The organism is Magnetovibrio sp. PR-2 (assembly GCF_036689815.1).
Taxonomy (GTDB): Bacteria; Pseudomonadota; Alphaproteobacteria; order Rhodospirillales; family Magnetovibrionaceae; genus Magnetovibrio.
Map to the genome: position 1 here is coordinate 129,002 of NZ_JBAHUR010000003.1, position 24,289 is coordinate 153,290.

The window sequence follows — 24,289 nt, forward strand, 5'->3', positions numbered from 1 at the left end:
GCGTCATGATAAACCAAAACGATTCGCACGGTGACTTCGAGGTTGAAGACGGTTACGACGAAAACGTACCCGACGCTTCCGAGTTGCTGGATTTTGAGCTCATCGCCAAAAGCCCGCAGGAAAAAAGCAGCGGCTTGTGGCTGTGGTTGGTCCTCATCTTAGTCTTGGCCGGAGGTGGCTGGGCCGGGTGGATGTATCTGCAGGACGCGGACGACATGGCCGCTCAAGCCCCGGGCAACGTTCCGGTCATTGAAGCGCCGAAATTCGCCTTGAAAGAAAAGCCTGCCGACCCCGGTGGCATGAGCGTGCCGGACCGGGACAAACTGGTCTATGACCGCATGGCGGGTGACCAAGTGACGGGCTCGGGCGCGCAAGTGGAACGCTTGCTGCCGCCGCCGGAAACACCGTTGGAGCCGCCCAAATCCATCGCTCCACAAACACCGCCTGCACCAATTGCGAAACCTGTTGAAGAGGTCGCGAAAGCTGACCCAACGCCTCCCGCCCCGCCGCCGCCACCGGCTGCGAAGCCTGAACCCAAACCCGAACCCAAGCCGGAACCGAAGCCTGAGCCAGTGGCTAAAGTTGAGCCGAAACCGACACCGAAGCCTGCGCCTGCGCCTGTGGTTAAAGCCCCAGAACCCAAGCCGACACCGGCACCGGCTGCTGCGACAACCAAAGCCACAGGCACGGCGGGCAAAGGCTACATGATTCAGCTTTCCGCCGTGCGCAATGAGAACAATGCCAAGGGTGAATGGGCGCGTTTGTCGAAGAAGCACCCGGATATCCTGGGTGGTTTGGAATTGGTCGTTCAACGGGCCGATCTGGGCGCTAAGGGTGTGTTTTACCGTGTGCGTGGCGGCTGGTTCGTCAATCGCGGTGAAGCCAAGGCCGTCTGCGACGCCCTCAAAAAACGCTCTGTGGGGTGCTTGATTGCCAAGCCCTAAGCCATTAGCCGCCGTCTTCGGCTGTGCTGGGACAGAACTCAGCGCCGAAGAACGGGCGTTTTTCCAAGACGTCCAGCCGCTGGGCTTTATCTTGTTTCAACGAAACTGTGAAAATCCCGACCAAGTCAAAGCTTTGGTCGCGGATTTGCGCCGTTGTGTGAACCACGGCACGGCTCCGGTCCTGATTGACCAAGAAGGCGGCCGGGTGGCGCGCCTCAAACCGCCCCATTGGCCCGAATTCCCTACAGCCAAGGCCTATGCAGCGCTTTACGCCAAAGACCCCATGGCGGGCGTTGACGCCGCGTTTTTGGGCGGTCGGTTGATTGGTGAAGAATTGACGCAGTTGGATATCACCGTCGACTGCGCACCGGTTTTGGACGTGCCGCAACCGGGCGCGGACCCCATCATCGGCGACCGGGCGTTTGGTGAAGATATTGAGACCATCCAAGTCTTGGCGAAGGCGTTTATGGACGGTTTGATGAAGTCCGGCGTGGCCCCGGTGATCAAGCACATCCCCGGTCATGGCCGGGCGTTGGTGGACAGTCACAAAGATTTACCTGTCGTGGATGTGGATAAATCCACTTTGGCCGCGGTCGACTTCCCCCCATTTCGTGCCCTGCACATGGCCGCCTGGGCCATGACAGCGCATGTTGTGTACACGGATTTGGACGCGGATAATCCCGCGACCTTGTCGGTGCATGTGATTTCTCAAATCATTCGAAAAGAGCTGAGATTTCAAGGGCTTTTGGTGTCCGATGACCTGTCCATGAAGGCACTGTCAGGCAGCTTTTCCGAGCGCGCATCTGCCTGCTTGGCTGCGGGCTGCGACGTGGCGCTGCACTGCAATGGCGACATGGAAGAAATGGTGCACGTCGCCGAAGGTTCTTCGGTGATGACGAGCAAGGCCTGGGCGCGCTATAAGATGGGTGAACTTCACCGCACCAGTGCTGCTCAAGCGTTCGAGACTGAGGAGGACTGGCGCAACGCCCGCCTTCGTTTCGACACCTTGATGGGGTAATTCCTCCACTTCCATGATGGATTTTGATTTTTACCAATTTTTGGTCGTGGCCTCCGTTTGGGTCATACCTGTGTTGCTGGCCGTGACGTTGCACGAAGCCGCGCACGGCTGGGTCGCGTCCAAACTGGGCGACGACACGGCTTTGCGTATGGGCCGGGTGACGTTCAATCCGTTCAAACACATTGATCTGTTCGGCACAATCTTGATGCCTGCAGGGCTTTTGCTGGTTTCGGGCGGGCAGTTCATGTTCGGATTCGCCAAGCCCGTACCTGTGAATTTTTACAATTTACGCTCACCCCGGCGCGATATGGTCTTGGTCGCGGCTGCTGGGCCTGGGGCAAACCTGTTGATTGCAACCGTGTCTGCGCTCTTGCTGCATGTGGTGGCGTATATCCCGGAAACGATGACGTTGTGGACGGCAGAAAATCTCATTAATTTGATTAAAATCAACGTGATATTGGCTGTGTTCAATCTGTTGCCCTTGCCGCCGTTGGACGGTGGGCGCATAGCCGTTGGGGTCTTGCCCCAGCCCTTCGCCGGTCAGTTGGCGCGGCTCGAGCGTGCTGGATTTGGCATCTTGATTTTCCTCCTGTTTATCCTGCCTTGGATTGGTGGCAAGATCGGGGCCGATTTGGACTTCTTGTCCACCGTGATTTTGGTGCCATCTCAGTGGGTGATGGAAGCCATCGTCACCATCACCGGAATTAATTAGTTTGGGGACCGCATGTCAGACGACGTGACATATCTATCCGATGACGAAGAGGACGACGGCCTGCCTGAAATGCCGACCATTTCCCCGTTTGAGGTGGAACTGGACGGCTACGCGGGCCCCATTGACGTCCTGTTGTCTTTGGCGCGCGACCAAAAGGTGGATTTGATCCACATCTCCATCGTGCAGTTGGCGGACCAATACCTGAAATTTGTGGCTGAAGCCCGGCGCAAGAACCTGGAGCTTGCCGCCGATTATCTGGTGATGGCGGCGTGGCTGGCGTATCTGAAGTCGCGTCTTTTGATTCCGGATATGTCTACGGAAGAAGAACCCACGGGTGAAGAACTTGCCGCCGCCCTGCAATTCCAGCTGCAACGCTTGGAAGCCATGCAAAAGGCCGGAGCCGGGCTGATGGCGCGTGCGCGCTTGGGCCAGGATTTTTATTCGCGAGGTGCGCGCGAGCGTTTCCGCACCACGCAGCGCACCATTTTCGACGCGACCCTGACGGATTTGATCCAGGCCTATGCCGAGCACAAAGCCCGTAACACCAAGACCAAGTCCTTGCATATCGAGCAATCTTGGGAGCTGCACGCCATTGAGGACGCTTTGGTGCGACTGAGGTCCTTGGTCGGTCATACGCCCGGCTGGCGCACCTTGACGAGCTTCCTGCCCGAAGATCTGCAAACCCCCATTACGCGCCGTTCCGCGACGGCGGCAACGTTTGGCGCGGTCTTGCAACTGGCCAAAGAGGGCCGCTTGAAAATTCGCCAAGACGGAACCTATGGTGAGATTTATTTCCAAACCACGGACGATTGGACCAAGCCCTATGCTCACGATGAAAATGTGGGTGCAGACGGGGAGACCTCGGACGATGAATGGTCTGAAGTTGAAGGGGCCCAGGACGAAGAATGACTGAAAACGACAACGAACCGAACGACATGATGGACGACGAACCCCCTATGGGCGGTGATGAAGCGGCAGAGGTGGAAACCGAACAAGCCGCTGACGCCGCGCCTGCAAAACCTCTCGACCGCGAAGCCCAGATCAAAGCTGCCAACGCTGCGTTTGACGAGCTGGAAGACGACGAACTGGACGATATCGAAGAGGCCGAGACCCAAGAGATCGATCCCGAGCTTGTGCGCTTGCTGGAAGCCGTGCTGTTTGCGTCCAGCGAACCGGTGTCTGAGCGTTCGCTATCGGCGCGCTTGCCCGAAGGTGTCTACGTAAAGCCTTTGTTGAAAGAGCTGATGGGCTTTTACGAAGGCCGGGGGGTGCTTTTGGTGCGCCGTGGGGGCTCTTGGGCGTTCCGCACGGCTCCGGACCTAGGTCAGCGTCTGAACTTAGAAGTCGAAGTTTCCAAAAAACTGTCGCGCGCGGCCATTGAAACGCTGGCGATTATTGCCTATCACCAGCCCGTCACCCGCGCCGAAATCGAAGAAATCCGCGGTGTCTCGCTGTCCAAGGGCACGCTGGACTTGTTGTTTGAAGAAACCTGGATCAAACCGCGCGGTCGTCGCGAAACACCGGGCCGACCCATGCAGTGGGGCACGTCGGACAACTTCTTGGACCACTTCGGTCTGGCCAGCGTCAGCGAGCTGCCGGGCTTGAAAGAGCTGCGCGCCATGGGCCTGTTGGATTCCCGCCCGGCCATTCAGGCGTACTCTTCACGCGCCGATATGCAGTCGTCCGAAGAAGTGCAAAAGAACATGGAATTCAAAGAATCCGAAATTGTGCGCGCCGAAACCCATGCAGAAGACGCCGACGTCACGGTGCCTGCGTTGGACAACACGCCCTTGGAAGAAGCCATCGAAGCGACCATTCCCGCGCCAGAACCGGAGCCGGAGCCTGAGGAAGAGCTGGACGCTTCTGGAGCCACAAAACGCACGGCGGACAAGCTCGACGCGGCCATGGAAGCGGTTGCGGGTGCGGTCAAAAGTGCCGTTGAGGCGCTTGAGCGAGAAGAGGACGAAGACGAAGAAGTTTAAGGCTTTTTCGTGATATTTCGCTGATCTGGACCGTTTCCCTTGATCATCGCGGAATGCCTCTGTATGAAAGTCATTCACGCGTTTTTGCTGGGGTCCCGAAATTGGCGGATTTTCAGCGCGTCGCGACCTCCCCAAAGGCTTAAGTGGGAGGCGAATAAGAGAATTTGAAACACCAAGTAACGGGATAACGACATGGGTGTGATGGGTATTTGGCAGTGGGTGATCGTTTTGGCGATCGTTTTGCTGCTGTTTGGTGGTCGCGGCAAGATTTCCGCGCTGATGGGTGACTTCGGTAAGGGCCTGAAATCCTTCAAAAAAGGCATGAAGGATGGCGAAGCAGCTGAAGACGACGCGAATACGGCGAAAACCGAAGCGATCGAAGAAAAGCCTGCTGAAACCGTAGACGCCAAAGCCGAAGACAAAGACAAAGCGTCTTAAGTCTCTTTCCTTTTTGGTGTGTTGCCGCTCCAACTGTGGGGCGGCAGCTTTTCTTCAATCCCTTCGATAAGAGCGGTATTCGGCCATGTTTGACATCGGCTGGCAGGAATTATTCATCATTGGGGTGCTTGCGCTGATCGTCGTGGGCCCCAAAGAGCTGCCCAAAACCATCAAAACCGTGACCGGAATGGTCCGAAAAGCCAAATCCATGGCGCGCGAATTTCAATCGGGCGTGGATGAGATGGTGCGTGAAGCCGACTTCGACGACGTGAAGAAGCAGATCACCGAAGGCTCGGACGAGCTGAAAAAAGACCTGGAAGACACGGTCGGCACCGATATCGCGAAAGACTTGGATCTGAGCGAGGACGAGGCGAAAAAAGTCGTGTCCAAAGACGATTTCGACTTGGACGAAGTTATGGAGCCGGGCGACGACGCGGAAGCGAAGAAAACGGCTGACCTGCCAGAAGACGATGATGTCGATGATGATGACGACGACGATGTGATGCCGATTGCATCTGCACCCGAGCCCGAGAAGACGCCAGAAAAGACGCCAGAAGAGACGGAAAACAAAGCGTGAGCGATCAAACGGAAACCCCCGCAGAAGACAGCAAAGCGCCTTTGATGTCGCACTTGGTCGAGTTGCGCCAGCGCTTGATGTATTCGCTCGGCATCATTTTGGTGCTGTTCTTTGCGTCCTATGGCATTTCCGAACACCTCTACAATTTCCTGACCCAGCCGTTGGCAGATGTGTTGGCGGAACAAAACTGCGGTAATCAGCGGATGATCTACACCGCGCCGCACGAGCTGTTTTTCACTTATATCAAAGTGGCATTCTTCTTCGCCATCTTTGTGAGCTTCCCGTTTGTCGCCGGGCAGATGTGGAAGTTCGTGGCCCCGGGCCTGTATGACAACGAAAAGAAAACGCTGCTGCCGTTCTTGGTCGCGTCGCCGGTCTTGTTCTTCTTTGGCGCGGCGTTGGCGTACTACTTTGTGTTCCCGGTGGCGTGGCAATTCTTCATCGGCTTCCAAGTTTGTTCCGGTGAAGGCCTGAACATTGAACTGGAAACCAAGGTCAGCGAATATCTGTCGCTGGTCATGCGTTTGATCTTTGTGTTCGGTTTGGCCTTTGAGCTGCCGGTCATCCTGACGTTGTTGGGCAAGGCCGGTATGGTGACGGCCAAGGGGCTCAAGGAAAAACGCCGCTATGCCATCGTTATTGCATTTGTGGCCGCAGCCATTCTGACGCCGCCTGATGTGATCACGCAGATCGGCTTGGCGATCCCGACCATGTTCCTTTATGAGATTTCCATCCTTTCCGTCGCGATGGTTCAGCCGAAGGACGACGAGCTTCTGGATGACGACGACGACGATGATGACGATGAAGATGAAGATGACGAGGGTCTGGTCTTTGACGAAGACGGTGCGGATGAAACCGGACCTGGCGAGCCCAAATCGAAACCGGACGTGGACGAAGGCCCTTAAGTTTTGAGGGCAGGGGAAAAGACCCATGCATGACATTCGCAAAATTCGTGAAAACCCGGAAGCGTTCGACGCAGGCCTTGCTCGCCGTGGTGTAGACGCCATGAGCGGCCAAGTCTTGGAATTGGACAAAGCGCGCCGCGCGCTGGAAACGTCCGCCCAAGAAATTCAGACCGAACGCAACAAAGCCGCCAAAGAAATCGGCCAACGCAAAGCCAAGGGCGAAGATGCGCAGGACCTGATCGACAAGGTCTCTGAATCCAAAAAGGCACAGGCCGAAGCGGAAGCTGAAGCCAAAACCAAAACGGATGAGCTCAACGCGTTGCTGGCCGGCATCCCCAATATTCCCGACGAAGACGTGCCCGCAGGCGCAGATGAAAACGACAACGTCGAAGTTAAAAAATGGGGGACACCGCAGTCTTTCAGTTTTGATGTGAAAGACCATGTCGATCTGGGCGAAAACTTAGGCTTTATGGATTTTGAAACGGCGGCCAAAATGTCCGGTGCACGGTTCGTGTTGCTGTCCGGTCCTTTGGCGCGTCTGGAACGTGCTTTGGCGTCGTTCATGCTGGATCATCAAACCACGCAAAACGGCTACACCGAAGTGAACCCGCCGGCACTGGTCAAAGACAATGCTTTGTTTGGTACCGGCCAATTGCCGAAGTTTGCCGAGGACCTGTTCCATACGGAAGACGATTACTGGCTGATTCCCACGGCCGAGGTTCCGCTCACCAATATCGTCGCGGGCGAAATGGTGGCCGAAGACTATCTTCCGCGCCGCTACACCGCCATGACGTGGTGCTTCCGTTCCGAAGCGGGCGCGGCAGGCAAAGACACGCGCGGCATGATCCGTCAGCACCAATTCACCAAGGTAGAGATGGTGTCTGTCGTGAAACCGGAAGACAGCGACGGTGAACTCAGCCGCATGACAGGCTGTGCCGAAGGCATCTTGGAAGCGTTGGATCTGCCGTATCGCACCGTGACACTGTGCACGGGCGACATGGGCTTTGGCGCGGTGAAAACATACGACATCGAAGTTTGGCTGCCGGCCCAAGACACTTACCGCGAAATTTCCAGCTGTTCCAACACCCGCGATTTTCAAGCACGGCGTATGAACGCGCGTTTCAAACGTGCGGGCGAAAAGAAGCCGGAATTCCTGCACACCTTGAACGGATCCGGTTTGGCCGTAGGCCGTTGCATGGTCGCGGTCATGGAAAACTATCAAAACGCCGATGGCTCCATCACCGTGCCGGACGTCCTGCGTCCGTACATGGGCGGGCTCGAGGTCATCGCAAAGGCTGACTGATATGAAAGACCGCGTGCCCGACCTGTCCAAAGCACGTGTGCTGATCTCCAACGACGACGGCGTCAACGCGCCGGGCATTAAAGCACTGGAACGTGTTCTCAAACGCATTGCGGGCGAGGTTTGGGTTGTGGCTCCCGAACACGAACAAAGTGCGGCGGGGCATTCACTGACGCTGCGTAGCCCGCTTCGCATCTTAAAAAAATCCAAGCGCAAGTTTTCCGTCACGGGCACACCCACCGACGCGGTGATGTTGGCGGTGCACGAAGTCATGAAGGACAGCCCGCCCGACTTGGTCGTGTCCGGTATCAACCGGGGCGGCAACATGGGCGAAGACGTGACGTATTCCGGTACTGTGGCTGCGGCCATGGAAGGCACGCTGCTGACCATTCCCTCCATCGCGTTTTCGTTGGTGACACCCGACGACGCCAAAGCGCACTGGAAGACGGCGGAGCATTTTGTCGAAGAGGTTTTGAAAAGCCTCAACGGTGTGGCCTTTCCCCGTGGGGTTCTGCTCAACGTCAACATCCCCGATTGTCCGGTGGGGGACGTGACGGGCATTGAAACCACCAAACAGGGGCGGCGCAAAATCGGATGCGAGCTTTTGCAAGGTGCCGATCCCAAAGGCAAGCCGTACTTCTGGATTGGCGCACAACGAGACGAAGACAAATCGCTTAAAGGGACGGACTTAGAAGCCATCAGCCGCAAGGCTGTGTCTGTTACGCCGTTGGGGTTGGATCTGACGCACCGTGGCATGATGAAGACGCTGAAGGGGGCCTTGTCATGACCAATCCCGGCATGATGCAGTTGGTCTTGGAATTGCGCCAAAACGGCGTTGCTGACCCGATCATCACCGCTATGGAGCGTGTCCCGCGCGAAATGTTCGTGGCTCAACCATTCCAAGACCGCGCGTTTGAAAATGCGGCCCTGCCCATTGGTCATCACCAAACCATTTCCCAACCGCTGGTCGTCGCCATGATGACGGAAGCCTTGGCCCTTAATGATCGCTGTAAAGTGTTGGAGATCGGCACCGGGTCGGGCTATCAGGCGGCCGTTCTGGCCCCATTGTGCCGACGGCTCTACACCATCGAACGCCACAAGCCTTTGCTGCAAGAAGCTGAGAAACGCTTCCAGCAGTTAAAGATCCACAACATCACCACGCGGTTTGGGGACGGGTCCAAGGGCTGGCCGGAACAAGTTCCGTTCGACCGTATCATCGTCACCGCAGCCGCAATTGACGTGCCGCCCATTTTGGTGGATCAGTTGGCCATTGGCGGCATCATGGTGGTGCCCATCGGCGACGATCACCACGATCAACGCTTGGTGAAGGTCACAAAGTTGTCCGAACAAGACACGGAAATAACAGACTTGGGCTGGGTGCGCTTCGTGCCGTTCGTCGAAGGCGAAGTGTCCGAATAAAGGTTACGATTTGTTTGTCCCCGAAATCGGCGGGGAGGGGCCACGTTTGTGCGCGTTTGGGACCGATTTTAAGTGTGTTGTTTTTTAAGCACTGAGGCTTTGGTCCGTTTGGTTCGGCGCGTTCCATTCCAACAGGCGCTCTTTGGGGAAGCTGAGGCGCACCTCCGTGCCGTGATGCTTTTGGCTTTCGATGTGGAACGTACCCTCGTGCAGTTCGACCAAAGCGATGGTCAAAGGCAAGCCCAATCCGGTGCCTTCGTATTGGCGGCTGAGGCGCCCGTCGACTTGTCCGAATTGGGACACGGCGATGGCGAGCTCTTTTTCCGTCATGCCGATGCCCGTGTCTGTGACGCTGAGGGTAAAACCTTCATCTGTGCGCACGATATCCAACTCGACTTGGCCGTCCGGCTTGGTGAATTTGATGGCATTGGTGAGCAGGTTCACAATGATTTGTTTGAGACGCCTCTCATCGCCATACATGACGATACACTGTGTGGGAATGCGGTTGATAACCTTTACACCCGCTTGATTGGCGCGGTGGCGCACCAAGAACATCAACTTTTCGCACACCAAACCGATGTCCAGCTCTTGTTCATAGAGCGCCAAAGCATCGGCTTCGATTTTCGACAAGTCCAAGATGTCGTTGATCAGCTCCAACAAGTGATTGCCCGACGAGTGAATGTTGCGCACATAGTCAGCATACTTTTCGTTGGTTTCTGGCCCGAAGACACTTTCGTTGATGGCGCTGGAAAAACCAATGATGGCGTTGAGTGGCGTGCGCAGCTCGTGGCTCATATTGGCGAGGAACTCGGACTTGGTCCGATTGGCGCTTTCGGCACGTTCTTTTTCTATTTTGAGCTCATGTGTTCGCTGCTCGACGGCCATCTGCAACATTTTTGCGTTTTGGCTTTCGCGATAATAGATATAGATGCCCACCACAAGGCTAGACACCAGAATACCCGCCACCAACCAAGCGATGTGATTCAGGGTCTCGCTGAGGTTAGCTTGAAGTTCTTGGGTGCGTTTGGCGGCTGTGGCTTCAAAATGAGCGGCAAAGTCCTCAAGGGTGTGTTGCAGCGCTACCTGACGCCATTGGGATTCATGCAAAGCCGCGTAGTAGGCGTCGCTGCCGGGGTCTTCGACGGCCAGTTCCATGGTGGTTTCGACAAACCGACGCATGCCGACGATTTCTTGGGTAATTTTATCGATGAACTTAATCTCATCGGAAGAGAGCGGAAGCTCCAACAAACGCAGCCGTGAACGCGCCATACGTGCCGCTTGGCTGTTGAATTCCATATGTTGCTCATCGCGTTCAAAATAATCATCAATGGTCGCAACATAGGGCAGCATATAGGTACGCAACGCCACCACGTTGCGCATCACACGGGTCAGTTGAACCTTTTCGTTCAAAATCCTGTCTTCTTCGTAGACCGATTGTGTGTCCTTCAAATGAGAAAACGCGACAAACACAAGGCTGAGCATGCAGACCAGGATGGTCAACAAGCCTATGATCAATACAAACCGAGGTTGGTGTCGTTGTGTCTGACCCATAACAAATAAAATAACATTATATGCACTAAGGGTAAATGAAAAAATATTACGATTTGATAATGAAATGGGCGCGTGTCCGTCTAGCGGGGCTTGCAAGCGCTGTGATCCCGGCTACACTGAGCCATGACCTCTCCCGCTCATCCTTCTGACACACTTGTTTCCCCAGCCATCGCCATATTGATGATCATTACCACAGGCGTGGTGTTGGCAGGCATGGATGTGACGGCTAAGTATCTCGCCCTGGGGGCTCCAATCTTGATGGTGATTTGGGGGCGCTATTTCTTTCACACGGTGATTACGTTTGTTGTGTTGGCCGGACGACAGCGTTCGTTCGGTTTTTTGAAAGCCAAGCGCCCCGGGCTGCAGTTCGTGCGCGCCCTGTGCCTGTTTGGCGCGACGGGGTTCATGTATGTGGCCATCACGCAGATGCCTTTGGGTGATGCGGCAGCAATTCAGTTTATGGCTCCGGTTTTGGTGACCGTGATCTCTGGCCTGTTTTTGGGTGAGCACGTCGGCCCACGGCGCATGGGGGCTGTGGCTGTCGCCTTCGTCGGTGTTCTGTTTGTGGCTAGGCCGGGGACCGATGCCTTTGCCTGGGTGGCCGTATTGCCCTTTATCACCGCGATCTTGCTGGGAGTTTATATGGTTCTCACCCGCGTGATCCGCACCAAAGACCGATCCGATGCCACCACGTTTTATTCAACGGCGGTGGGGGCGTTGTGCCTCAGCCTTGCGGTGCCGTTTGTGTGGCAAGATTTGGGGACTTTTGAATGGCTGCTGATGCTGGCCATGGGTGCCGCTGGCGCGCTGGGGCATTATTTGCTAGTCCAAGCGTTTCATTCGGCAGAGGCTTCCATGCTGGCGCCCTTTACCTATTCCCAAGTGGTGGCCGCCATTGTCTGGGGTTTTGTCGTGTTTGGCGATGTGCCCAGCCTGTGGACCGCCATTGGTTCGGCGTTAATTATTGGCAGTGGTGTTTATGTTTGGTACCGCGAAACCTATGGCGCAAAGTCAAAAGCTTAGGTTATTGAAGCTTTAAGCTTGGAAGGTCATAATTCGCCCATGACAAAGACGGATTCCTTGCCCGGGTTGAAAAACTGGATGGCCGCGAGCCTTTTGCTCGTGCTGTCGGCCTGTGGTGGATTGGAAATGAACTCGGGCGGTTGGGGGCCGCAACTGGCCAATCGTCCGGGCAGTTCGGACGTGTTCATCAATGCAACGGCGGTCAAAGTGGGCAAGGGTGACACGGTCTATTCCATTGCGCGCCGTCACAAATTATCGCCCCGCGACATCATCGTCGCCAACAATCTGCGCGCTCCGTATAAGCTTTATGTCGGGCAACGCCTGAAACTGCCCCAGGGCCAAATCCACACGGTCCGCAGTGGCGAGTACTTGGCCCTGATTGCCAAGCGCTACAAGACCGACACTTGGGCCGTTGCGCGCATCAACGGTATTCGTCAGCCCTATACGATCTATCCCGGCCAAAAGCTGCGCATACCGCGTTCGGGCACGGTCAGTCCCGCTGCGGCCCCTACACGGACCGTGAGCCGGCAGCGCACCACCACCAAAAAGGTCACGCCGACGCGCAAAACCACGCGCACGTCCAAAGTCAGAATTCCCGAGCCGCCGAAACGCTCCAGCGGCAAGTTTGGCTGGCCGGTACAGGGCAAGATCATTTCCAACTACGGCTCCAAAGCCAAAGGGATGCAAAACGACGGCATCAACATTGCGGCGCCCCGGGGCTCCAACGTTATGGCGGCGGAAAACGGGGTGGTGGCTTATGCAGGCAACGAAATCCGGGGCTTTGGCAATCTGTTGCTGGTCAAGCACTCCGGCGGCTGGGTGACGGCCTATGCGCACAACGATCAACTGTTGGTCAAACGTGGCGACAAGGTCAGTCGCGGGCAAAAAATCGCCAAGGTCGGCAGCACCGGCAGCGTCGCCACACCCCAGCTTCACTTCGAAGTGCGCAAAGGCTCCACCACGGTTGATCCGCGCAAGTATATGTAGCTCTGTTGCAGCTGTGGCAAACAGGCCTATATCTCTGGTGTACTCACTTAACCGGAGGTTTCGATGTCAGAGCACACTCTGGACCAAGACGCACACTCGACCCGCGACAATTTGAGCGATCAGGCCACGTGGATGCGTTTGGTTTATATGCTGCTATTTGTTGTTGCGTTTAACCTCGCTGAAATCTTGATCGCGGCGATTGCGATTTTTCAGTTCCTAAAAGTTCTGTTCACCAAAGAGCCCAACGAAAAGCTGAAAAGTCTCGGTGGCGATTTGGCCGTCTACATCGGCGACATGACGAAGTTTTTGACGTTTCAAACCGACAAGATGCCGTACCCCGTCAGCGACTGGGGCGAACCTCCGAAGAAAAAGAAATCCAAAGCACAATGACAAAACGGGCGAAGCCGTTAAGCTTCGCCCGTTTTCTGTTGAGTTGTCTTTAAGCCGCTAAGGCTTGGGTGGGGTCTACGAAGTTATAGCCTTGGTCGATGGCGACGGCTTCGTAAGTGATGTTGCCGTGATAAACGTTCAAGCCTTCCAGCAGATGCGGGTTATCCAACAGCGCTTGTTTGTAGCCCTTGTCGGCGATTTCCAAACCGAACGGTAACGTTGCGTTGTTGAGCGCATAGGTCGACGTGCGCGGCACGGCGCCCGGCATGTTGGCGACGCAATAGTGCACGATTTCGTCGACGATGTAGGTCGGGTCCGCATGGGTCGTGGCGTGGGAGGTTTCAAAGCATCCGCCTTGATCGATGGCGACGTCCACCAGGACGGAACCGGCGCGCATGCCGCCAAGCATGTCTTTGGTGACCAACTTCGGCGCCGCTGCCCCTTTGACCAACACACCACCAACAACCAAGTCGGAATTCCACACCGTGTCTTCCAATGCGGCAGCGGAGGAATACAAGGTTTTCAACTGTGCGCCGAAGCGGTTGTTGAGGCTGTTCAACACATTCACGTTGCGGTCCAAAACGGTAACGTCTGCGCCGAGCCCTAAGGCCATTTGGATGGCATTTTCACCCACCACGCCACCGCCGATGATGGCGACTTTGGCCGGAGCCACACCGGGAACGCCGCCCAGCAATATGCCGGTACCGCCGTGAGCTTTTTCCAAAGCATGTGCGCCCGCTTGGATGGACATGCGGCCCGCGACTTGGCTCATGGGGGCGAGCAGGGGGAGGCCGCCGTTTGAGCTGGTCACGGTTTCATAAGCGATGCACACTGCACCGCTGCCGACCAAGTCTTTGGTCTGCGGAGCGTCGGGGGCCAAGTGCAGATAGGTGAACAGGATTTGGTCTTCGCGCAGCATGGCGCGTTCGACCGCTTGGGGTTCTTTCACTTTCACAACCATGTCGGCGCGCTCAAAGACGTCCTTGGCGGTGCCGACGATTTCAGCACCAGCCGTTTCGTATGCGGCGTCCATGCACCCGATGCCGGCACCGGCGTTGGTTTCGACAATGACTTGGTGGCCGTGGGCGATGAATTCGCCAACACTTTCGGGGGTAAGGCCCACCCGGTATTCGTGGTTTTTGATCTCTTTGGGGACACCGATCAACATGGCTGCGTACTCCTGAACTTCAACGGTTGGTGTGTTCGAATGTGTTGAATACAGACTAGGAGAAAACGGACGAAAGGTGCTTGCAAAGATGCGTGATAATTGCCCAACAATGGTGTATTCTGCGTCAAAATATACTTATGACGCAATAATATGCGAATATTAGAAAGGTCTATGCAATGAGTGCCCTTGACGCAATCGACATGCGGATTCTGTCGGCCCTGCAAATCGACGGGCGCATCACCAACCAGGATTTGGCGGATCAGGTGAATTTATCGCCGTCCGCCTGCCTGCGCCGGGTGCGCCGCTTGGAAGACGACGGCATTATTGACGGCTATGGTGCGCAGCTCAATCCCAAGGCGGTGGGGCGGTCGTCCAACATCTTCATCGAAATCACCCTGTCGGGCCAAAGCGAGGATATTTTGGACGCCTTCGAGGCGGCGATCGCCAAAGTCCCGGACGTGATGGAGTGTTATTTGATGGCGGGCCAAGCCGATTATTTGGTGCGCGTCGCAGTAAGTTCAGCGGAAGATTACGAACGCATCCACAAAACCTATCTGTCACGCTTGCCGGGGATTGCACAAATCCGCTCCATCTTCACCATGCGCACGGTGTGTAAGAAGCAAGGCTTTGCTTTGGATGAAGAGAACCTTGCGTTGATTGTAGCTTAACGCGTGTGTTACTCATTGATGGAAGCCAAGACGTGTTTTCACAGGCGCAGTAAAGGCAGTTTCAGACGTGTCTCCGGATAAATTTCTCGAAAAAGCGAAACCGATTGCGGACAAGGCCCGCCAGCTTGCCTCAAAAGCGAAGCCACTGGCCGAGAAGGCGCGACCGTTCGCACAGATGACGAGACCGTTTGCAGACAAAGCGAAGCCGCTTGCCGCCAAGGCGAAACCGTTTCTCGAAATGCCGATTTTCTGGGCCATTGGCGGGGCCTGTGTCGCGGGCGGTATTTTTGCGTACACCTATTTCGGCAATGCTTTACCTGAAAAGCCCGTTGCCGATGCGTCGACGAGCTATGTTTTGCCCCGTTGCGATAGCGAAAAGGTGGTTTCCATCACGACTAAAATCATGCGCGAAGCTCTTGAAAAGAACGGCCATACGATCTCAGAGCTTGAGTTGGGCAAATTTACCCAGCTCTATGGCTCGGTCGACGATGCCTACCGTTTTTGTGAAGCGGATATGCGTTTTAATGGTAACGAGCTGGGCTTATATATTCGCATGAACTGGTCCGACAAAACCACGCGCGATTTAAAGATTGTTGCCAACACCAATAAACGCGCCGTGATCACGGTCCCTGAGCACGGAACGCTGCTTCAAGACTAAAGGCTATGAAAATTGGACCTGTACGCTATAGTGCGGCCTCTACCGGGCGTTGGGGAACGTCGGAGGACTGAGCGCACCATGCGTGTCGAATTTTATGAAAAGCCGGGCTGCAAGGGTAACGCCAAGCAGCGCGCCCGCTTGGCAGAGCTGGGCTATACCCTAGATGTCAAAGATATGTTGAGCGAACCGTGGACGGCGGACACCTTGCGCCCGTTTTTCGGCTCCCAACCCGTCACGGATTGGTTCAACCAAAGCGCCGTGAAAGTCAAAAAAGGCATCATCGATCCTGCATCGTTCGATGAAAATGGGGCGTTGGAGACCTTAATGGCCGAACCGATGTTGATCCGCCGCCCGCTGATGCGCACCGAAAAAGGATCTGCTGCGGGTTTTCAACCGGGGCCCATCCTGGCGGCCATCGGCATCGATATTCCCAGTGATGAGACCATCACCGAAGGCTGTCAACGCGCACCCGGTGAAAAGCACAGCTGTCAGCCGCCTAAGTCGGGCGCCTAAACCTTAACGAAGCGCTGAATAACCCATTTGACGCTCAAGCCCTGAACCAGGACCGAGAAGACGACCGCGACATATGTTGTGGCGACGATCATGTCCTTTTGTGGAACGTCGGGCAGGGACAGGACGAGTGCGACGGAGATCCCGCCGCGCAGGTCCAAGCTGGCATCAAAGCAATGGCGGTCTTGCGTTTGAGCAGCTGTTCCAAGTCCACATGCATCGCGCCCGCAAACAGTAAGAAGCTCAAAAACACCTTCACCAGGGTGTCGTAAAAATCGATCCCTGCAATGGCCGTGCGCACGGTTTCGCCGACGCCAAGGGCGGGGGCTAAGGCATCACGGCCAAGGACGCCGAGAGTGAGATGACAAGCAAGGCGATGGTGCTGGGCAATTTGAGTACGTAGTAGTTGGTGGTCCTAAAAAAGGCAATCACGACCAATCAAATGGCAAAAATATCAATGAATTCCATTTCTTTCCTTAAGTGATACTTTTACCTTGTTTGCCGGCAATGTCTTGAATGAATTGCCACGCCACCCGGCCCGAGCGGGCACCGCGGGTCATGGACCATTCAAGGGCTTGGCCGCGCAAGTCATCCGTAGTGATGTCCAAAGCGAAATGTTCGGCGTAACCTTCGCATATGGCGAAGTAGGTGGCTTGGTCCAAATTGTGAAAACCAAGCCACAGCCCGAAGCGGTCGGACAGGGAGACTTTTTCTTCCACCGACTCGGACGGATTGATGGCGGTTGAGCGCTCATTTTCGATCATGTCGCGGGCCATCAAGTGGCGGCGGTTGGACGTGGCGTAGAAAATCACGTTGTCCGGGCGCCCTTCGACACCGCCTTCCAGCACGGCTTTGAGCGACTTGTAGTGGGCGTCGTCGGCGTCAAACGACAAGTCGTCGCAAAAGATGATCGCGCGCCTGTCTGAGCTGCGCAAAATTTCCAGCAATTGGGGCAGGGTGGGGATGTCTTCGCGGTGGATTTCCACCAACAAAACAGGGACTTCGCGCCCTAAATTGATTTCAGCATGGGCCGCTTTGACCAGCGAGCTTTTGCCCGTGCCGCGCGCCCCCCAAAGCAGCGCGTTGTTGGCGGGCGCGTTGTCTGCGAATTGGTGGGTATTGGCCAACAAGGTCTCGGCTTGGCTTTCAATCCCTTTGAGCAAGCTGATGGCCACGCGGTTGACCTTTTTGACCGGGGCCAAGCGCGCCCCCTCGGCGTGCCAGACAAAAGCGTCGGCTTGGGTGAGGTCATTGTCAGACTTTTGGGTCCCGGACAGGGCCTCAAGTGCGGTGGCAATGCGTTCTAAAAGGGGCTTTAAAGCGTGGTTTGTCATGGTTTTGGACGGTAAAGCGCGAAAATCGTCCCGTCAATCTTAAGAAAGCAGCAAAAAGGGCTTTTGAGCGTTTGCACAATGGCCCCATCCGGCTATATATTCCGCAGTCGAATTTCAACGGCCCGGCCCCCAAGATATTAATCATATGAGCCGGGCGTTCTAGGAGTACATTATGCTGATTTCCGAAGCTTATGCGCAAGCAGCCGGTGGCGCCGGTGGCGGTGACCTTTTTGCCCAATTGATGCCTCTGGTGCTGATCTTTGTGGTGTTCTATTTCCTGCTGATCCGTCCGCAGCAGCAACGCATGAAAAAGCACAAGGAAATGCTAGGCACGTTGCGTCGCGGTGACAAGGTCGTGACCGGTGGCGGTATCGTCGCCAAAGTGACCAAGGTCCGCGAAGACAACGACGTTGAGCTGGAAATCGCCGACGGCGTCAAAATCACCGTTGTGCGCGACACAATCGCGACGGTCGAAGCCAAAACCGAAGCTGCCGACAGCGCAGGCTCCGGTGGCGACAAGGGTGAAGGCGAAAAGAAGGGCGGCTTGAAAAAGCTGCTGGGCGGCTGATCTCAGCCCCTTTCGTTTGACGGATAGTTCTCACACACCCCTCATCTAGGGAAGGCATCTCATGCTGAAGATTGAAACATGGAAGCTCGCGGTTGTCGGCTTGTTGTTGGCGCTGGGCGTCGCGTTCGCGGCCCCCAACTTGCTGGATGAAGAAACGGCAGCCAACCTTCCCGATGTTTTGCCCAACAAGCAAATCAGTTTGGGTCTCGACCTGCAAGGTGGTTCGCACATCTTGTTGGAAGTCGAAGTCGGTGTGGTTGTGGAAGAACGCTTGGAAGCCTTAAAGGATTCCATCCGCGCCGAAATGCGCAAAGAACGGATTAGGTACACCGGGCTTCGCGCTGGCGGCACGGGCGTTTCCGTGATGATCAAGGACTTAGGCCGCGCCGAAAAAGCTTACGAAATCATTCGTGGTCTTGACGTTGGGTTTGAAACCGATTTGGGCGACAACGGTTCGATCACCATGAATTTGACTGAGCAAGCTTTGAAAGAGCGCCGCATCCAAGCCGTCGATCAGTCCATCGAAATCGTGCGCCGTCGTATTGACCCGCAAGGTGTGAAAGAACCCACCATCACCCGCCAGGGCGAAGACCGCATCTTGCTGCAAGTCCCGGGTGAAGACGATCCCGAACAGCTCAAAAAACTTTTGGGTCAAACGGCGAAGCTGACGTTCCATCTGTTGGATCACAAGAACTCTGTTGCCGAAGCCATGGCCGGGCGTATTCCGCCGGGATCCATGTTGCTGCCGTCCATTGACGAATACGACAGCGCAGGACGTCCACGCATGTACTTGTTGAAAAAACGCGTGGCGGTGAGCGGCGACACGTTGGTGTCTGCTTCGCTGGGTTTTGACGAAGCCAACCGTCCCGCGGTGAACTTCCGCTTAGATGCTTTGGGCGGCAAGAAGTTCGCCGACATTACGCGCCAAAACCTGGGCAAACCGTTTGCCATTGTTTTGGACAACAAAGTGCTGAGCGCACCGACCATTCAGGGCATTATCCCCGGTGGCTCCGGGCAGATCACGTCAGGCACGTTCACCACGGAAAGCGCCAAAGAGCTCGCACTTTTGCTGAGCGCTGGTGCACTGCCGGCACCTTTGACGGTGTTGGAAGAACGCTCCGTCGGTCCAGGGCTGGGCCAAGACAGTGTGGAGGCGGGCAAAATCGCCTCCATGATCGGTCTGGCTGCGGTGATCGTGTTCATGGTGATCTACTACGGGCGCTTCGGTGTGTTTGCCGACGTGGCGCTGATCACCAACATGATTTTGATTGTCGCCATGTTGTCGGCCTTTGGGGCAACCCTGACACTTCCGGGCATTGCGGGCATTGTGCTCACCATCGGTATGGCGGTGGACGCCAACGTGTTGGTGTTTGAGCGCATCCGTGAAGAACTCAAGACTGGGCGCGGTGTTATGTCTGCCGTGGACAACGGCTACAAACGCGCGTTCGGCACCATTATCGACGCCAACATCACCACGTTGATTGCAGCGACGTTGCTGTTCGCGTTCGGCTCCGGCCCGGTGCAGGGCTTTGCCGTGACGCTGGCCATTGGCATCATTTCATCCATGTTCACCGCCATTTGGGTCACACGCATCCAAGTGGTCTTGTGGTTGCGCAAAACGCGCCCACAGACATTGCGGATTTGAGGAGAGGATTTTAGACATGCGGATTAGACTTCTCCCTGAACATCCCGACTTCGGCTTCTTGAAACGCCGGATGATCTTCTTTGCGTTCTCCGTCATTTTGACGGCGGCCTCCATCGGCCTGTTCCTGTCCAAGGGCTTGAGCTACGGCATCGATTTCACCGGCGGCATCATGATCGAAGTGAAAACGCCCGAACCCAACCAAATTGGTGATATGCGTGTGAAATTGAAGGGCTTAGGCCTGGGCTCGGTTGAACTGCAAGAGTTCGGCGCACCTGACGACATTCTCATCCGCATCCAAGCGCAAGAGGGCGGCGAAAAAGCCAATGCAGTGGCTGTAAAAGCCGTGAAGGAAGCCCTGGGCGAGGGTGTTGAATACCGTCGCACCGAACTGGTCGGCCCGAAAGTTTCCGACGAGCTGTTTTGGAACGGTGTCTATGCTGTGGTCTCAGCCATCTTGGCGATCTTGGTCTACATCTGGTTCCGCTTCGAATGGCAGTTTGGCTTAGGTGCTGTTGTGGCGTTGAGCCACGACGTGATTTCGACCATCGGTATATTCTCGCTGATGGGGCTGGAGTTTAATCTAGCCACTGTGGCGGCTGTTTTGACCATTGCGGGTTATTCCATCAACGACACCGTGGTCGTGTTCGACCGGGTGCGGGAGAACTTGCGTAAGTACAAAACCAAGCCCATGGAAGAGCTGTTGAACGAAAGTGCCAACGAAACTTTGTCGCGTACTGTGATGACGTCGTTGACCACCATGCTGGCTTTGGTGGCGCTGTACTTCCTCGGCGGTGAGATCATCCGTGACTTCGCGTTCGCCATGATCTGGGGCGTGTTGATCGGGACGTATTCGTCCGTGTGCTTGGCGGTTCCGCTACTTTTGCACTTGGGTGTGGAACGTCGCTCCGGCGAAGACGAAGACAAAGACAGCAAGATCGAACAAACCGCTTAAGGCGTTTCGACATGTCGCTCGACATCACTCCGAAGGTCCCCAAAGACCGCCAAATCGTCAACGGCTACGGCGATGGCGGCTTTACCATCACGCACGAAAGCTATTCGGGCGCGGTTTTGGTGTTTTTGAATGAGACGGTGGCGTGGTCTGGGGATATTACCTTAGAAGGTTTGAAACCTGTTATAGATCATCCCTCAAAGCCTGAGATTTTGGTTGTTGGGTGCGGGCCCGAATTTTGCCTTGCCCCCGAAGAGCTTCGCGCTCAACTGAACGATCACGGCATTGTTTTGGAATGGATGGACACGGCGGCGGCGTGCCGCACGTTCAATATTCTCGCCATTGAAGAGCGCCCCGTCGCGGCGGCTCTTGTTGCTGTGGAGTAGGGGAAAGTGATGAAACGTTTTGTGTTCGCGTTTTTGGGCTGTGTGCTTTGGCTGTCGCCTGCCATGGCCGTAGACGATCGCCAAGTGATCGAGCTGAGCAAAGATCAGCGCGACCGGGTGCTGACGCAAATGCGGGGCTTTTTGGAAGCGGTGCAGGACATCGTTTTGGCGACCTCTGAGGGGGACATGGAAGCTGTGAAAGAGGCCGCAATCCAATATGGCATGGGACATCATGGTCAACCCGGTCAACGCGGTTTGGGTGTCGGGCGCATGGCGCCCCCGGAATTTCGTCAAATGGGGCGTAGCACGCACTTGGCCTTTGACGAATTGGCGCAAGCCGCCGAATTTGGCCCGCAAATGGTGTTGGAAGATCTGGGTGTGTTGATGTCCAATTGCACCGGCTGTCATGCAACGTTCCGCTTGGTGGAAAAGCCCTAGAATAAGTCCTGCGAAAAAGGCTTCAAACCTGTGGCAAAAACAGGTATGGTCTAGCCTTCGTAAAAGCGTGTTGAATCAATGCGCTATGGTTTTATGGTCGCGTAGGGGCTGAAGTGAAAGCCAGAATTTCGACATTTGTGGGCGCAGTTTTGTGTCTGGCCAGTGTAAATGCGCAGGCTGGGAACGAAGGTGGTGTTGTCCAATTCGAAATTGCCAACGAAGACCGCGGCGTGTTCGCCGACGTGTTCGAGCCCATCTTCGACCCCACCGTTGGCGAGAACACCTCTGACGGTCACCTGTCGTGGGCCTGGCGGATTTCCTATACGCCGAACCGCACCAATCCCAAATGGTTCCGCCCGATTAAAGAGTACCTGATCTGGAGCAGCGACGACGCCACCGTGCGATCGAGCTCGACACTGCAACAAATGGCGTTCATGCCGGACGAAACCCGTAAAAACGCTGGGTTTAAAGAACGCCCGCACGCCGGTTTCTTGGCCTATGAAGAACGCCTGTCCTTGGCGGATCCGGTCGATACCCACTCCCAACGGGTCGATACAGTGGCTATGACGGTGGGCATCGTCGGTCCGCTTTCCGGCGCAGAAGCCGTGCATGAAGTTGTACACGATTGGGTTGGGCTGACTTCGACCGCGTGGGATGAGTTGGACAATGAACCCGTTATCAACGTTTCTTACGAAGTGGCCGAGCGCTATTTCTTGCTGAAATCGCAGGCCGATGAAAACTTGGAATTCATGCCGCACGCGCGTGTGGCCTTGGGCAATGCCTTCACATACGGCGCGCTGGGAGGAACCATGCGTGTCGGTGGACACTTGACCAAAGACAATGGCGCCCCGCGTTTGGGACCGCTTTATAACTCCAATACATTTGCCCAAGACGGTGATTATTGGGCGTGGAACATTTTTGCGGGCTCGGAAGTGCGTGCAATTGCCCACAACCTGTTCTTGGACGGCAATACGTTTACGGACAACAATCTGTCGGTCAACACCAACCCGCTGGTGGTCGATGTGCAAGTGGGCTTCGAAGTGGGGTATGGGGCGTCGCGTTTCACGGTCACCAACTTGTGGCGATCAGAAGAGTTTGAAACCCAAGGCGATCCCGATCAATTGCTCAAAGCCGCGTTTTCTTACGCATTCTAAACAAAAAAAGCCCGGAGAATTCTCCGGGCTTTTGATTTATCAAGGGACGCTTTAGCCTAAATTGGCGTTGGCGAAGTCCCAGTTGACCAGATTGTCCAGGAACGAGCTTAAGAAGTCCGGGCGGCGGTTTTGGAAATCCAGATAATATGCGTGCTCCCAAACGTCGCAGCAAATCAGCGGCGTGTAACCGTCGGTTAGCGGGCACTCGGCGTTGGGGGTTTTGATCACTTCGACTTTGCCGTCTTTGGCTGCCAGCCAGACCCAGCCGCTGCCAAATTGTGTGGCCCCTGCGGTTTTGAAGGCTTCGGCAAAATCGTCATAGGACCCAAAGGCTGCGTTGATGGCGTCAGCCACGGCACCGGTCGGCGCGCCGCCGCCACCGGGCTTCATGGAATTCCAAAAGAACGTGTGGTTCCAGACTTGTGCAGCGTTGTTGAAGACACCGGCCTTGGACGCATCGCCCGCAGTTTCTTTCATAATGTCTTCAAGAGACTGATCCGTGTCGCCCACCAAGTTGTTCAAATTGACCACATAGGTGTTGTGGTGTTTGGCGTGGTGGAAATCAAAGGTGTTGGCCGACATGTGCGGCTCAAGCGCATCTTTTGCATAGGGCAGATCGGGAAGTTCAAAAGCCATAATGGACCTCATTGCTGTTATGAATGTTTGAAACAGTTCTAAATGACTGTCCAAAAGATGGGGGGTGCCCGCTAAATTTCAATTGGTCATTGTGAAAAGATTGCAATTTTTCGCAAAGGCGTCATCTTCCTTTGTGTATAGGCATGAAGGCCCTTTGATGACAGACCCTTTCCCACCCGAAGTCCTGACTTTGAGCCGTATGGACCGCGAGCGTTACTTAACCGCGCTGATGGCCCCTGGTGGTGTGCAGGACACACTTTTGGCGTTGATCGCCTACAACCAAGAGCTTGCCCACGCCACGTTTGGCGTCAGCGAGCCCATGTTGGGTCAGATCAAACTGCAATGGTGGATTGACGCCATGCCCCGCATCTATTCTGGAGATCCGCCCAATCATCCTGTGGCCATAGCCTTGGCGGGTGCAGCAGGTGTGCTGGGTGAACAGCAAGAGGCATTGCAAAAGCTCGCCGAGGCCCGAACGTTTGAGCTGGAAGCGGGCAAGCCTGCTGATCTAGAGGCCTTGATCCGTTACGCCGAGGCGTCGGGTGGTGGCTTGCAAGGTATCTGGGCGGCTGTGTTGGGCTTGAAGTCCGAAGCCCAAATCCAGGCGGCTCACCATGTGGGCACCGCCTGGGCCTTGATCGGAATAATGCGCGCGTTGCCTTATGTCAAAGACGGCGGACGCGATTTGTTGCCCAAAGGGGTAGGTGTTCGTGATGTTTTGGTCAAAGCTGAAGAACGATTAAGCTTAGCGCGCACATGCCGCGTGCCCAAAGCGGCACTTTCATGCGTTCTCTTGTCGCGTTTGGCGGACCGTCATCTCAAGCGCTTAGCCACACTAAATTGGGACCCGGCCGTTCAAGAAGAACCCCCGGCTGGTGCGGGGGTCGTGTTGTCGTTGTGGTGGGGGAAACTGAGCGGGCGATTTTAAC

30 protein-coding genes are annotated in these 24,289 nt (G+C 55.7%); 24 read left to right on the forward strand and 6 right to left on the reverse strand.

All coding sequences use genetic code 11. The features are described 5' to 3' along the window. Positions 1 to 5: 5 nt before the first annotated feature. From V5T82_RS05445 to V5T82_RS05495, 11 genes are all read left to right on the forward strand, one after another. The gene (locus V5T82_RS05445; protein WP_332894595.1) at positions 6 to 944 is read left to right on the forward strand and encodes an SPOR domain-containing protein; all 939 of its coding nucleotides are present in this window, start codon (positions 6 to 8) and stop codon (positions 942 to 944) included. Next, a complete protein-coding gene (gene nagZ, locus V5T82_RS05450) occupies positions 931 to 1,962 on the forward strand; it encodes a beta-N-acetylhexosaminidase (RefSeq protein ID WP_332894596.1) in 1,032 nt (343 codons plus the stop codon). Before V5T82_RS05445 ends, nagZ begins: the two co-directional genes overlap by 14 nt. 13 nt (positions 1,963 to 1,975) lie before the next feature. After that, on the forward strand, positions 1,976 to 2,674 hold the full coding sequence (locus tag V5T82_RS05455; RefSeq protein WP_332894597.1) for a site-2 protease family protein: 699 nt from the start codon (positions 1,976 to 1,978) through the stop codon (positions 2,672 to 2,674). A gap of 12 nt (positions 2,675 to 2,686) precedes the next feature. Beyond that, entirely contained in the window at positions 2,687 to 3,583 is an 897-nt protein-coding gene (locus tag V5T82_RS05460) for a segregation and condensation protein A (RefSeq protein ID WP_332894598.1), read from the forward strand. Further along, entirely contained in the window at positions 3,580 to 4,656 is a 1,077-nt protein-coding gene (gene scpB, locus V5T82_RS05465) for an SMC-Scp complex subunit ScpB (RefSeq protein ID WP_332894599.1), read from the forward strand. Before V5T82_RS05460 ends, scpB begins: the two co-directional genes overlap by 4 nt. Before the next feature lie 192 nt (positions 4,657 to 4,848). Continuing rightward, positions 4,849 to 5,094, forward strand: coding sequence for a twin-arginine translocase TatA/TatE family subunit (locus V5T82_RS05470; RefSeq protein WP_332894600.1), 246 nt, complete (start codon positions 4,849 to 4,851; stop codon positions 5,092 to 5,094). Between the two features lie 85 nt (positions 5,095 to 5,179). Then, positions 5,180 to 5,671, forward strand: a complete 492-nt coding sequence (gene tatB / locus V5T82_RS05475) for a Sec-independent protein translocase protein TatB (RefSeq protein WP_332894601.1) — start codon at positions 5,180 to 5,182, stop codon at positions 5,669 to 5,671. Then, complete coding sequence (tatC, locus tag V5T82_RS05480; RefSeq protein WP_332894602.1) at positions 5,668 to 6,576, forward strand: twin-arginine translocase subunit TatC; 909 nt, start codon at positions 5,668 to 5,670, stop codon at positions 6,574 to 6,576. The genes tatB and tatC overlap by 4 nt, the downstream gene beginning before the upstream one ends. Positions 6,577 to 6,601: 25 nt before the next feature. Beyond that, positions 6,602 to 7,879 carry a serine--tRNA ligase gene (gene serS, locus V5T82_RS05485; protein ID WP_332894603.1) on the forward strand — a complete coding sequence of 426 codons (1,278 nt, stop codon included), beginning with the start codon at positions 6,602 to 6,604 and terminating at the stop codon, positions 7,877 to 7,879. Position 7,880: 1 nt separating this feature from the next. Next, positions 7,881 to 8,663, forward strand: coding sequence for a 5'/3'-nucleotidase SurE (surE, locus tag V5T82_RS05490; protein WP_332894604.1), 783 nt, complete (start codon positions 7,881 to 7,883; stop codon positions 8,661 to 8,663). Then, complete coding sequence (locus tag V5T82_RS05495) at positions 8,660 to 9,295, forward strand: protein-L-isoaspartate(D-aspartate) O-methyltransferase (RefSeq protein WP_332894605.1); 636 nt, start codon at positions 8,660 to 8,662, stop codon at positions 9,293 to 9,295. The genes surE and V5T82_RS05495 overlap by 4 nt, the downstream gene beginning before the upstream one ends. A gap of 84 nt (positions 9,296 to 9,379) precedes the next feature. On the opposite strand, the gene V5T82_RS05500 is transcribed toward V5T82_RS05495, so the two are convergent. Then, entirely contained in the window at positions 9,380 to 10,798 is a 1,419-nt protein-coding gene (locus V5T82_RS05500) for a sensor histidine kinase (RefSeq protein ID WP_332894606.1), read from the reverse strand. A gap of 171 nt (positions 10,799 to 10,969) precedes the next feature. Here V5T82_RS05500 and V5T82_RS05505 point away from each other — a divergent pair, with 171 nt between their 5' ends. The 3 genes from V5T82_RS05505 to V5T82_RS05515 all read left to right on the forward strand — a co-directional run bounded on the left by V5T82_RS05505 (position 10,970) and on the right by V5T82_RS05515 (position 13,246). Beyond that, positions 10,970 to 11,869 (forward strand): DMT family transporter, encoded by a 900-nt coding sequence (locus V5T82_RS05505; RefSeq protein WP_332894607.1) that lies wholly within the window; start codon positions 10,970 to 10,972, stop codon positions 11,867 to 11,869. Between the two features lie 39 nt (positions 11,870 to 11,908). Then, the gene (locus V5T82_RS05510; protein WP_332894608.1) at positions 11,909 to 12,856 is read left to right on the forward strand and encodes a peptidoglycan DD-metalloendopeptidase family protein; all 948 of its coding nucleotides are present in this window, start codon (positions 11,909 to 11,911) and stop codon (positions 12,854 to 12,856) included. Positions 12,857 to 12,919: 63 nt separating this feature from the next. After that, entirely contained in the window at positions 12,920 to 13,246 is a 327-nt protein-coding gene (locus V5T82_RS05515; RefSeq protein ID WP_332894609.1) for a DUF4389 domain-containing protein, read from the forward strand. A gap of 49 nt (positions 13,247 to 13,295) precedes the next feature. Here the strand turns inward: V5T82_RS05515 and ald are convergent, their stop codons facing one another. Then, positions 13,296 to 14,414 carry an alanine dehydrogenase gene (ald, locus tag V5T82_RS05520; protein WP_332894610.1) on the reverse strand — a complete coding sequence of 373 codons (1,119 nt, stop codon included), beginning with the start codon at positions 14,412 to 14,414 and terminating at the stop codon, positions 13,296 to 13,298. A gap of 176 nt (positions 14,415 to 14,590) precedes the next feature. On the opposite strand from ald, the gene V5T82_RS05525 reads away from it, so the two are divergent. From V5T82_RS05525 to V5T82_RS05535, 3 genes are all read left to right on the forward strand, one after another. Beyond that, on the forward strand, positions 14,591 to 15,082 hold the full coding sequence (locus tag V5T82_RS05525) for an Lrp/AsnC family transcriptional regulator (protein WP_332894611.1): 492 nt from the start codon (positions 14,591 to 14,593) through the stop codon (positions 15,080 to 15,082). A gap of 67 nt (positions 15,083 to 15,149) precedes the next feature. Further along, positions 15,150 to 15,740: a hypothetical protein gene (locus V5T82_RS05530; protein WP_332894612.1), complete on the forward strand. Its 591-nt coding sequence runs from the start codon at positions 15,150 to 15,152 to the stop codon at positions 15,738 to 15,740. Between the two features lie 78 nt (positions 15,741 to 15,818). Next, positions 15,819 to 16,253, forward strand: a complete 435-nt coding sequence (locus tag V5T82_RS05535) for an ArsC/Spx/MgsR family protein (RefSeq protein WP_332894613.1) — start codon at positions 15,819 to 15,821, stop codon at positions 16,251 to 16,253. On the opposite strand, the gene V5T82_RS18205 is transcribed toward V5T82_RS05535, so the two are convergent. From V5T82_RS18205 to V5T82_RS05545, 3 genes are all read right to left on the reverse strand, one after another. Next, positions 16,250 to 16,411: a cation:proton antiporter domain-containing protein gene (locus V5T82_RS18205; RefSeq protein WP_442917307.1), complete on the reverse strand. Its 162-nt coding sequence runs from the start codon at positions 16,409 to 16,411 to the stop codon at positions 16,250 to 16,252. The genes V5T82_RS05535 and V5T82_RS18205 overlap by 4 nt on opposite strands. Continuing rightward, positions 16,342 to 16,551, reverse strand: a complete 210-nt coding sequence (locus V5T82_RS05540; RefSeq protein ID WP_332894614.1) for a hypothetical protein — start codon at positions 16,549 to 16,551, stop codon at positions 16,342 to 16,344. The genes V5T82_RS18205 and V5T82_RS05540 overlap by 70 nt, the downstream gene beginning before the upstream one ends. Positions 16,552 to 16,726: 175 nt before the next feature. Then, the gene (locus V5T82_RS05545) at positions 16,727 to 17,584 is read right to left on the reverse strand and encodes an ATP-binding protein (RefSeq protein ID WP_332894615.1); all 858 of its coding nucleotides are present in this window, start codon (positions 17,582 to 17,584) and stop codon (positions 16,727 to 16,729) included. A gap of 172 nt (positions 17,585 to 17,756) precedes the next feature. On the opposite strand from V5T82_RS05545, the gene yajC reads away from it, so the two are divergent. The 6 genes from yajC (at position 17,757) to V5T82_RS05575 (ending at position 22,724) form a co-directional block, all read left to right on the forward strand. Beyond that, positions 17,757 to 18,152, forward strand: coding sequence for a preprotein translocase subunit YajC (gene yajC, locus V5T82_RS05550; RefSeq protein WP_332894616.1), 396 nt, complete (start codon positions 17,757 to 17,759; stop codon positions 18,150 to 18,152). A 61-nt stretch (positions 18,153 to 18,213) separates the two neighbouring features. Further along, on the forward strand, positions 18,214 to 19,797 hold the full coding sequence (gene secD / locus V5T82_RS05555) for a protein translocase subunit SecD (protein WP_332894617.1): 1,584 nt from the start codon (positions 18,214 to 18,216) through the stop codon (positions 19,795 to 19,797). Between the two features lie 16 nt (positions 19,798 to 19,813). Continuing rightward, on the forward strand, positions 19,814 to 20,749 hold the full coding sequence (gene secF, locus V5T82_RS05560) for a protein translocase subunit SecF (RefSeq protein WP_332894618.1): 936 nt from the start codon (positions 19,814 to 19,816) through the stop codon (positions 20,747 to 20,749). Between the two features lie 11 nt (positions 20,750 to 20,760). Then, positions 20,761 to 21,132, forward strand: coding sequence for an Mth938-like domain-containing protein (locus tag V5T82_RS05565; protein ID WP_332894619.1), 372 nt, complete (start codon positions 20,761 to 20,763; stop codon positions 21,130 to 21,132). 9 nt (positions 21,133 to 21,141) lie between these two features. After that, a complete protein-coding gene (locus V5T82_RS05570; RefSeq protein ID WP_332894620.1) occupies positions 21,142 to 21,570 on the forward strand; it encodes a hypothetical protein in 429 nt (142 codons plus the stop codon). A 113-nt stretch (positions 21,571 to 21,683) separates the two neighbouring features. Further along, positions 21,684 to 22,724, forward strand: coding sequence for a lipid A deacylase LpxR family protein (locus V5T82_RS05575; RefSeq protein WP_332894621.1), 1,041 nt, complete (start codon positions 21,684 to 21,686; stop codon positions 22,722 to 22,724). A 51-nt stretch (positions 22,725 to 22,775) separates the two neighbouring features. Here the strand turns inward: V5T82_RS05575 and V5T82_RS05580 are convergent, their stop codons facing one another. Next, entirely contained in the window at positions 22,776 to 23,360 is a 585-nt protein-coding gene (locus V5T82_RS05580; RefSeq protein WP_332894622.1) for a superoxide dismutase, read from the reverse strand. Between the two features lie 157 nt (positions 23,361 to 23,517). On the opposite strand from V5T82_RS05580, the gene V5T82_RS05585 reads away from it, so the two are divergent. After that, positions 23,518 to 24,288 (forward strand): squalene/phytoene synthase family protein, encoded by a 771-nt coding sequence (locus tag V5T82_RS05585; RefSeq protein ID WP_332894623.1) that lies wholly within the window; start codon positions 23,518 to 23,520, stop codon positions 24,286 to 24,288. Position 24,289 lies beyond the last annotated feature (1 nt).

Excerpts from the sequence above, each read along its gene's own strand:
- V5T82_RS05445 (WP_332894595.1), top strand. The coding sequence starts at position 6 with ATGATAAACCAAAACGATTCGCACGGTGACTTCGAGGTTGAAGACGGT.
- V5T82_RS05455 (WP_332894597.1), top strand. The coding sequence starts at position 1,976 with ATGATGGATTTTGATTTTTACCAATTTTTGGTCGTGGCCTCCGTTTGG.
- V5T82_RS05460 (WP_332894598.1), top strand. The coding sequence starts at position 2,687 with ATGTCAGACGACGTGACATATCTATCCGATGACGAAGAGGACGACGGC.
- scpB (WP_332894599.1), top strand. The coding sequence starts at position 3,580 with ATGACTGAAAACGACAACGAACCGAACGACATGATGGACGACGAACCC.
- V5T82_RS05470 (WP_332894600.1), top strand. The coding sequence starts at position 4,849 with ATGGGTGTGATGGGTATTTGGCAGTGGGTGATCGTTTTGGCGATCGTT.
- tatB (WP_332894601.1), top strand. The coding sequence starts at position 5,180 with ATGTTTGACATCGGCTGGCAGGAATTATTCATCATTGGGGTGCTTGCG.
- serS (WP_332894603.1), top strand. The coding sequence starts at position 6,602 with ATGCATGACATTCGCAAAATTCGTGAAAACCCGGAAGCGTTCGACGCA.
- surE (WP_332894604.1), top strand. The coding sequence starts at position 7,881 with ATGAAAGACCGCGTGCCCGACCTGTCCAAAGCACGTGTGCTGATCTCC.
- V5T82_RS05495 (WP_332894605.1), top strand. The coding sequence starts at position 8,660 with ATGACCAATCCCGGCATGATGCAGTTGGTCTTGGAATTGCGCCAAAAC.
- V5T82_RS05505 (WP_332894607.1), top strand. The coding sequence starts at position 10,970 with ATGACCTCTCCCGCTCATCCTTCTGACACACTTGTTTCCCCAGCCATC.
- V5T82_RS05510 (WP_332894608.1), top strand. The coding sequence starts at position 11,909 with ATGACAAAGACGGATTCCTTGCCCGGGTTGAAAAACTGGATGGCCGCG.
- V5T82_RS05515 (WP_332894609.1), top strand. The coding sequence starts at position 12,920 with ATGTCAGAGCACACTCTGGACCAAGACGCACACTCGACCCGCGACAAT.
- ald (WP_332894610.1), bottom strand. The coding sequence starts at position 14,414 with ATGTTGATCGGTGTCCCCAAAGAGATCAAAAACCACGAATACCGGGTG.
- V5T82_RS05525 (WP_332894611.1), top strand. The coding sequence starts at position 14,591 with ATGAGTGCCCTTGACGCAATCGACATGCGGATTCTGTCGGCCCTGCAA.
- V5T82_RS05535 (WP_332894613.1), top strand. The coding sequence starts at position 15,819 with ATGCGTGTCGAATTTTATGAAAAGCCGGGCTGCAAGGGTAACGCCAAG.
- V5T82_RS05545 (WP_332894615.1), bottom strand. The coding sequence starts at position 17,584 with ATGACAAACCACGCTTTAAAGCCCCTTTTAGAACGCATTGCCACCGCA.
- yajC (WP_332894616.1), top strand. The coding sequence starts at position 17,757 with ATGCTGATTTCCGAAGCTTATGCGCAAGCAGCCGGTGGCGCCGGTGGC.
- secD (WP_332894617.1), top strand. The coding sequence starts at position 18,214 with ATGCTGAAGATTGAAACATGGAAGCTCGCGGTTGTCGGCTTGTTGTTG.
- secF (WP_332894618.1), top strand. The coding sequence starts at position 19,814 with ATGCGGATTAGACTTCTCCCTGAACATCCCGACTTCGGCTTCTTGAAA.
- V5T82_RS05565 (WP_332894619.1), top strand. The coding sequence starts at position 20,761 with ATGTCGCTCGACATCACTCCGAAGGTCCCCAAAGACCGCCAAATCGTC.
- V5T82_RS05570 (WP_332894620.1), top strand. The coding sequence starts at position 21,142 with ATGAAACGTTTTGTGTTCGCGTTTTTGGGCTGTGTGCTTTGGCTGTCG.
- V5T82_RS05580 (WP_332894622.1), bottom strand. The coding sequence starts at position 23,360 with ATGGCTTTTGAACTTCCCGATCTGCCCTATGCAAAAGATGCGCTTGAG.
- V5T82_RS05585 (WP_332894623.1), top strand. The coding sequence starts at position 23,518 with ATGACAGACCCTTTCCCACCCGAAGTCCTGACTTTGAGCCGTATGGAC.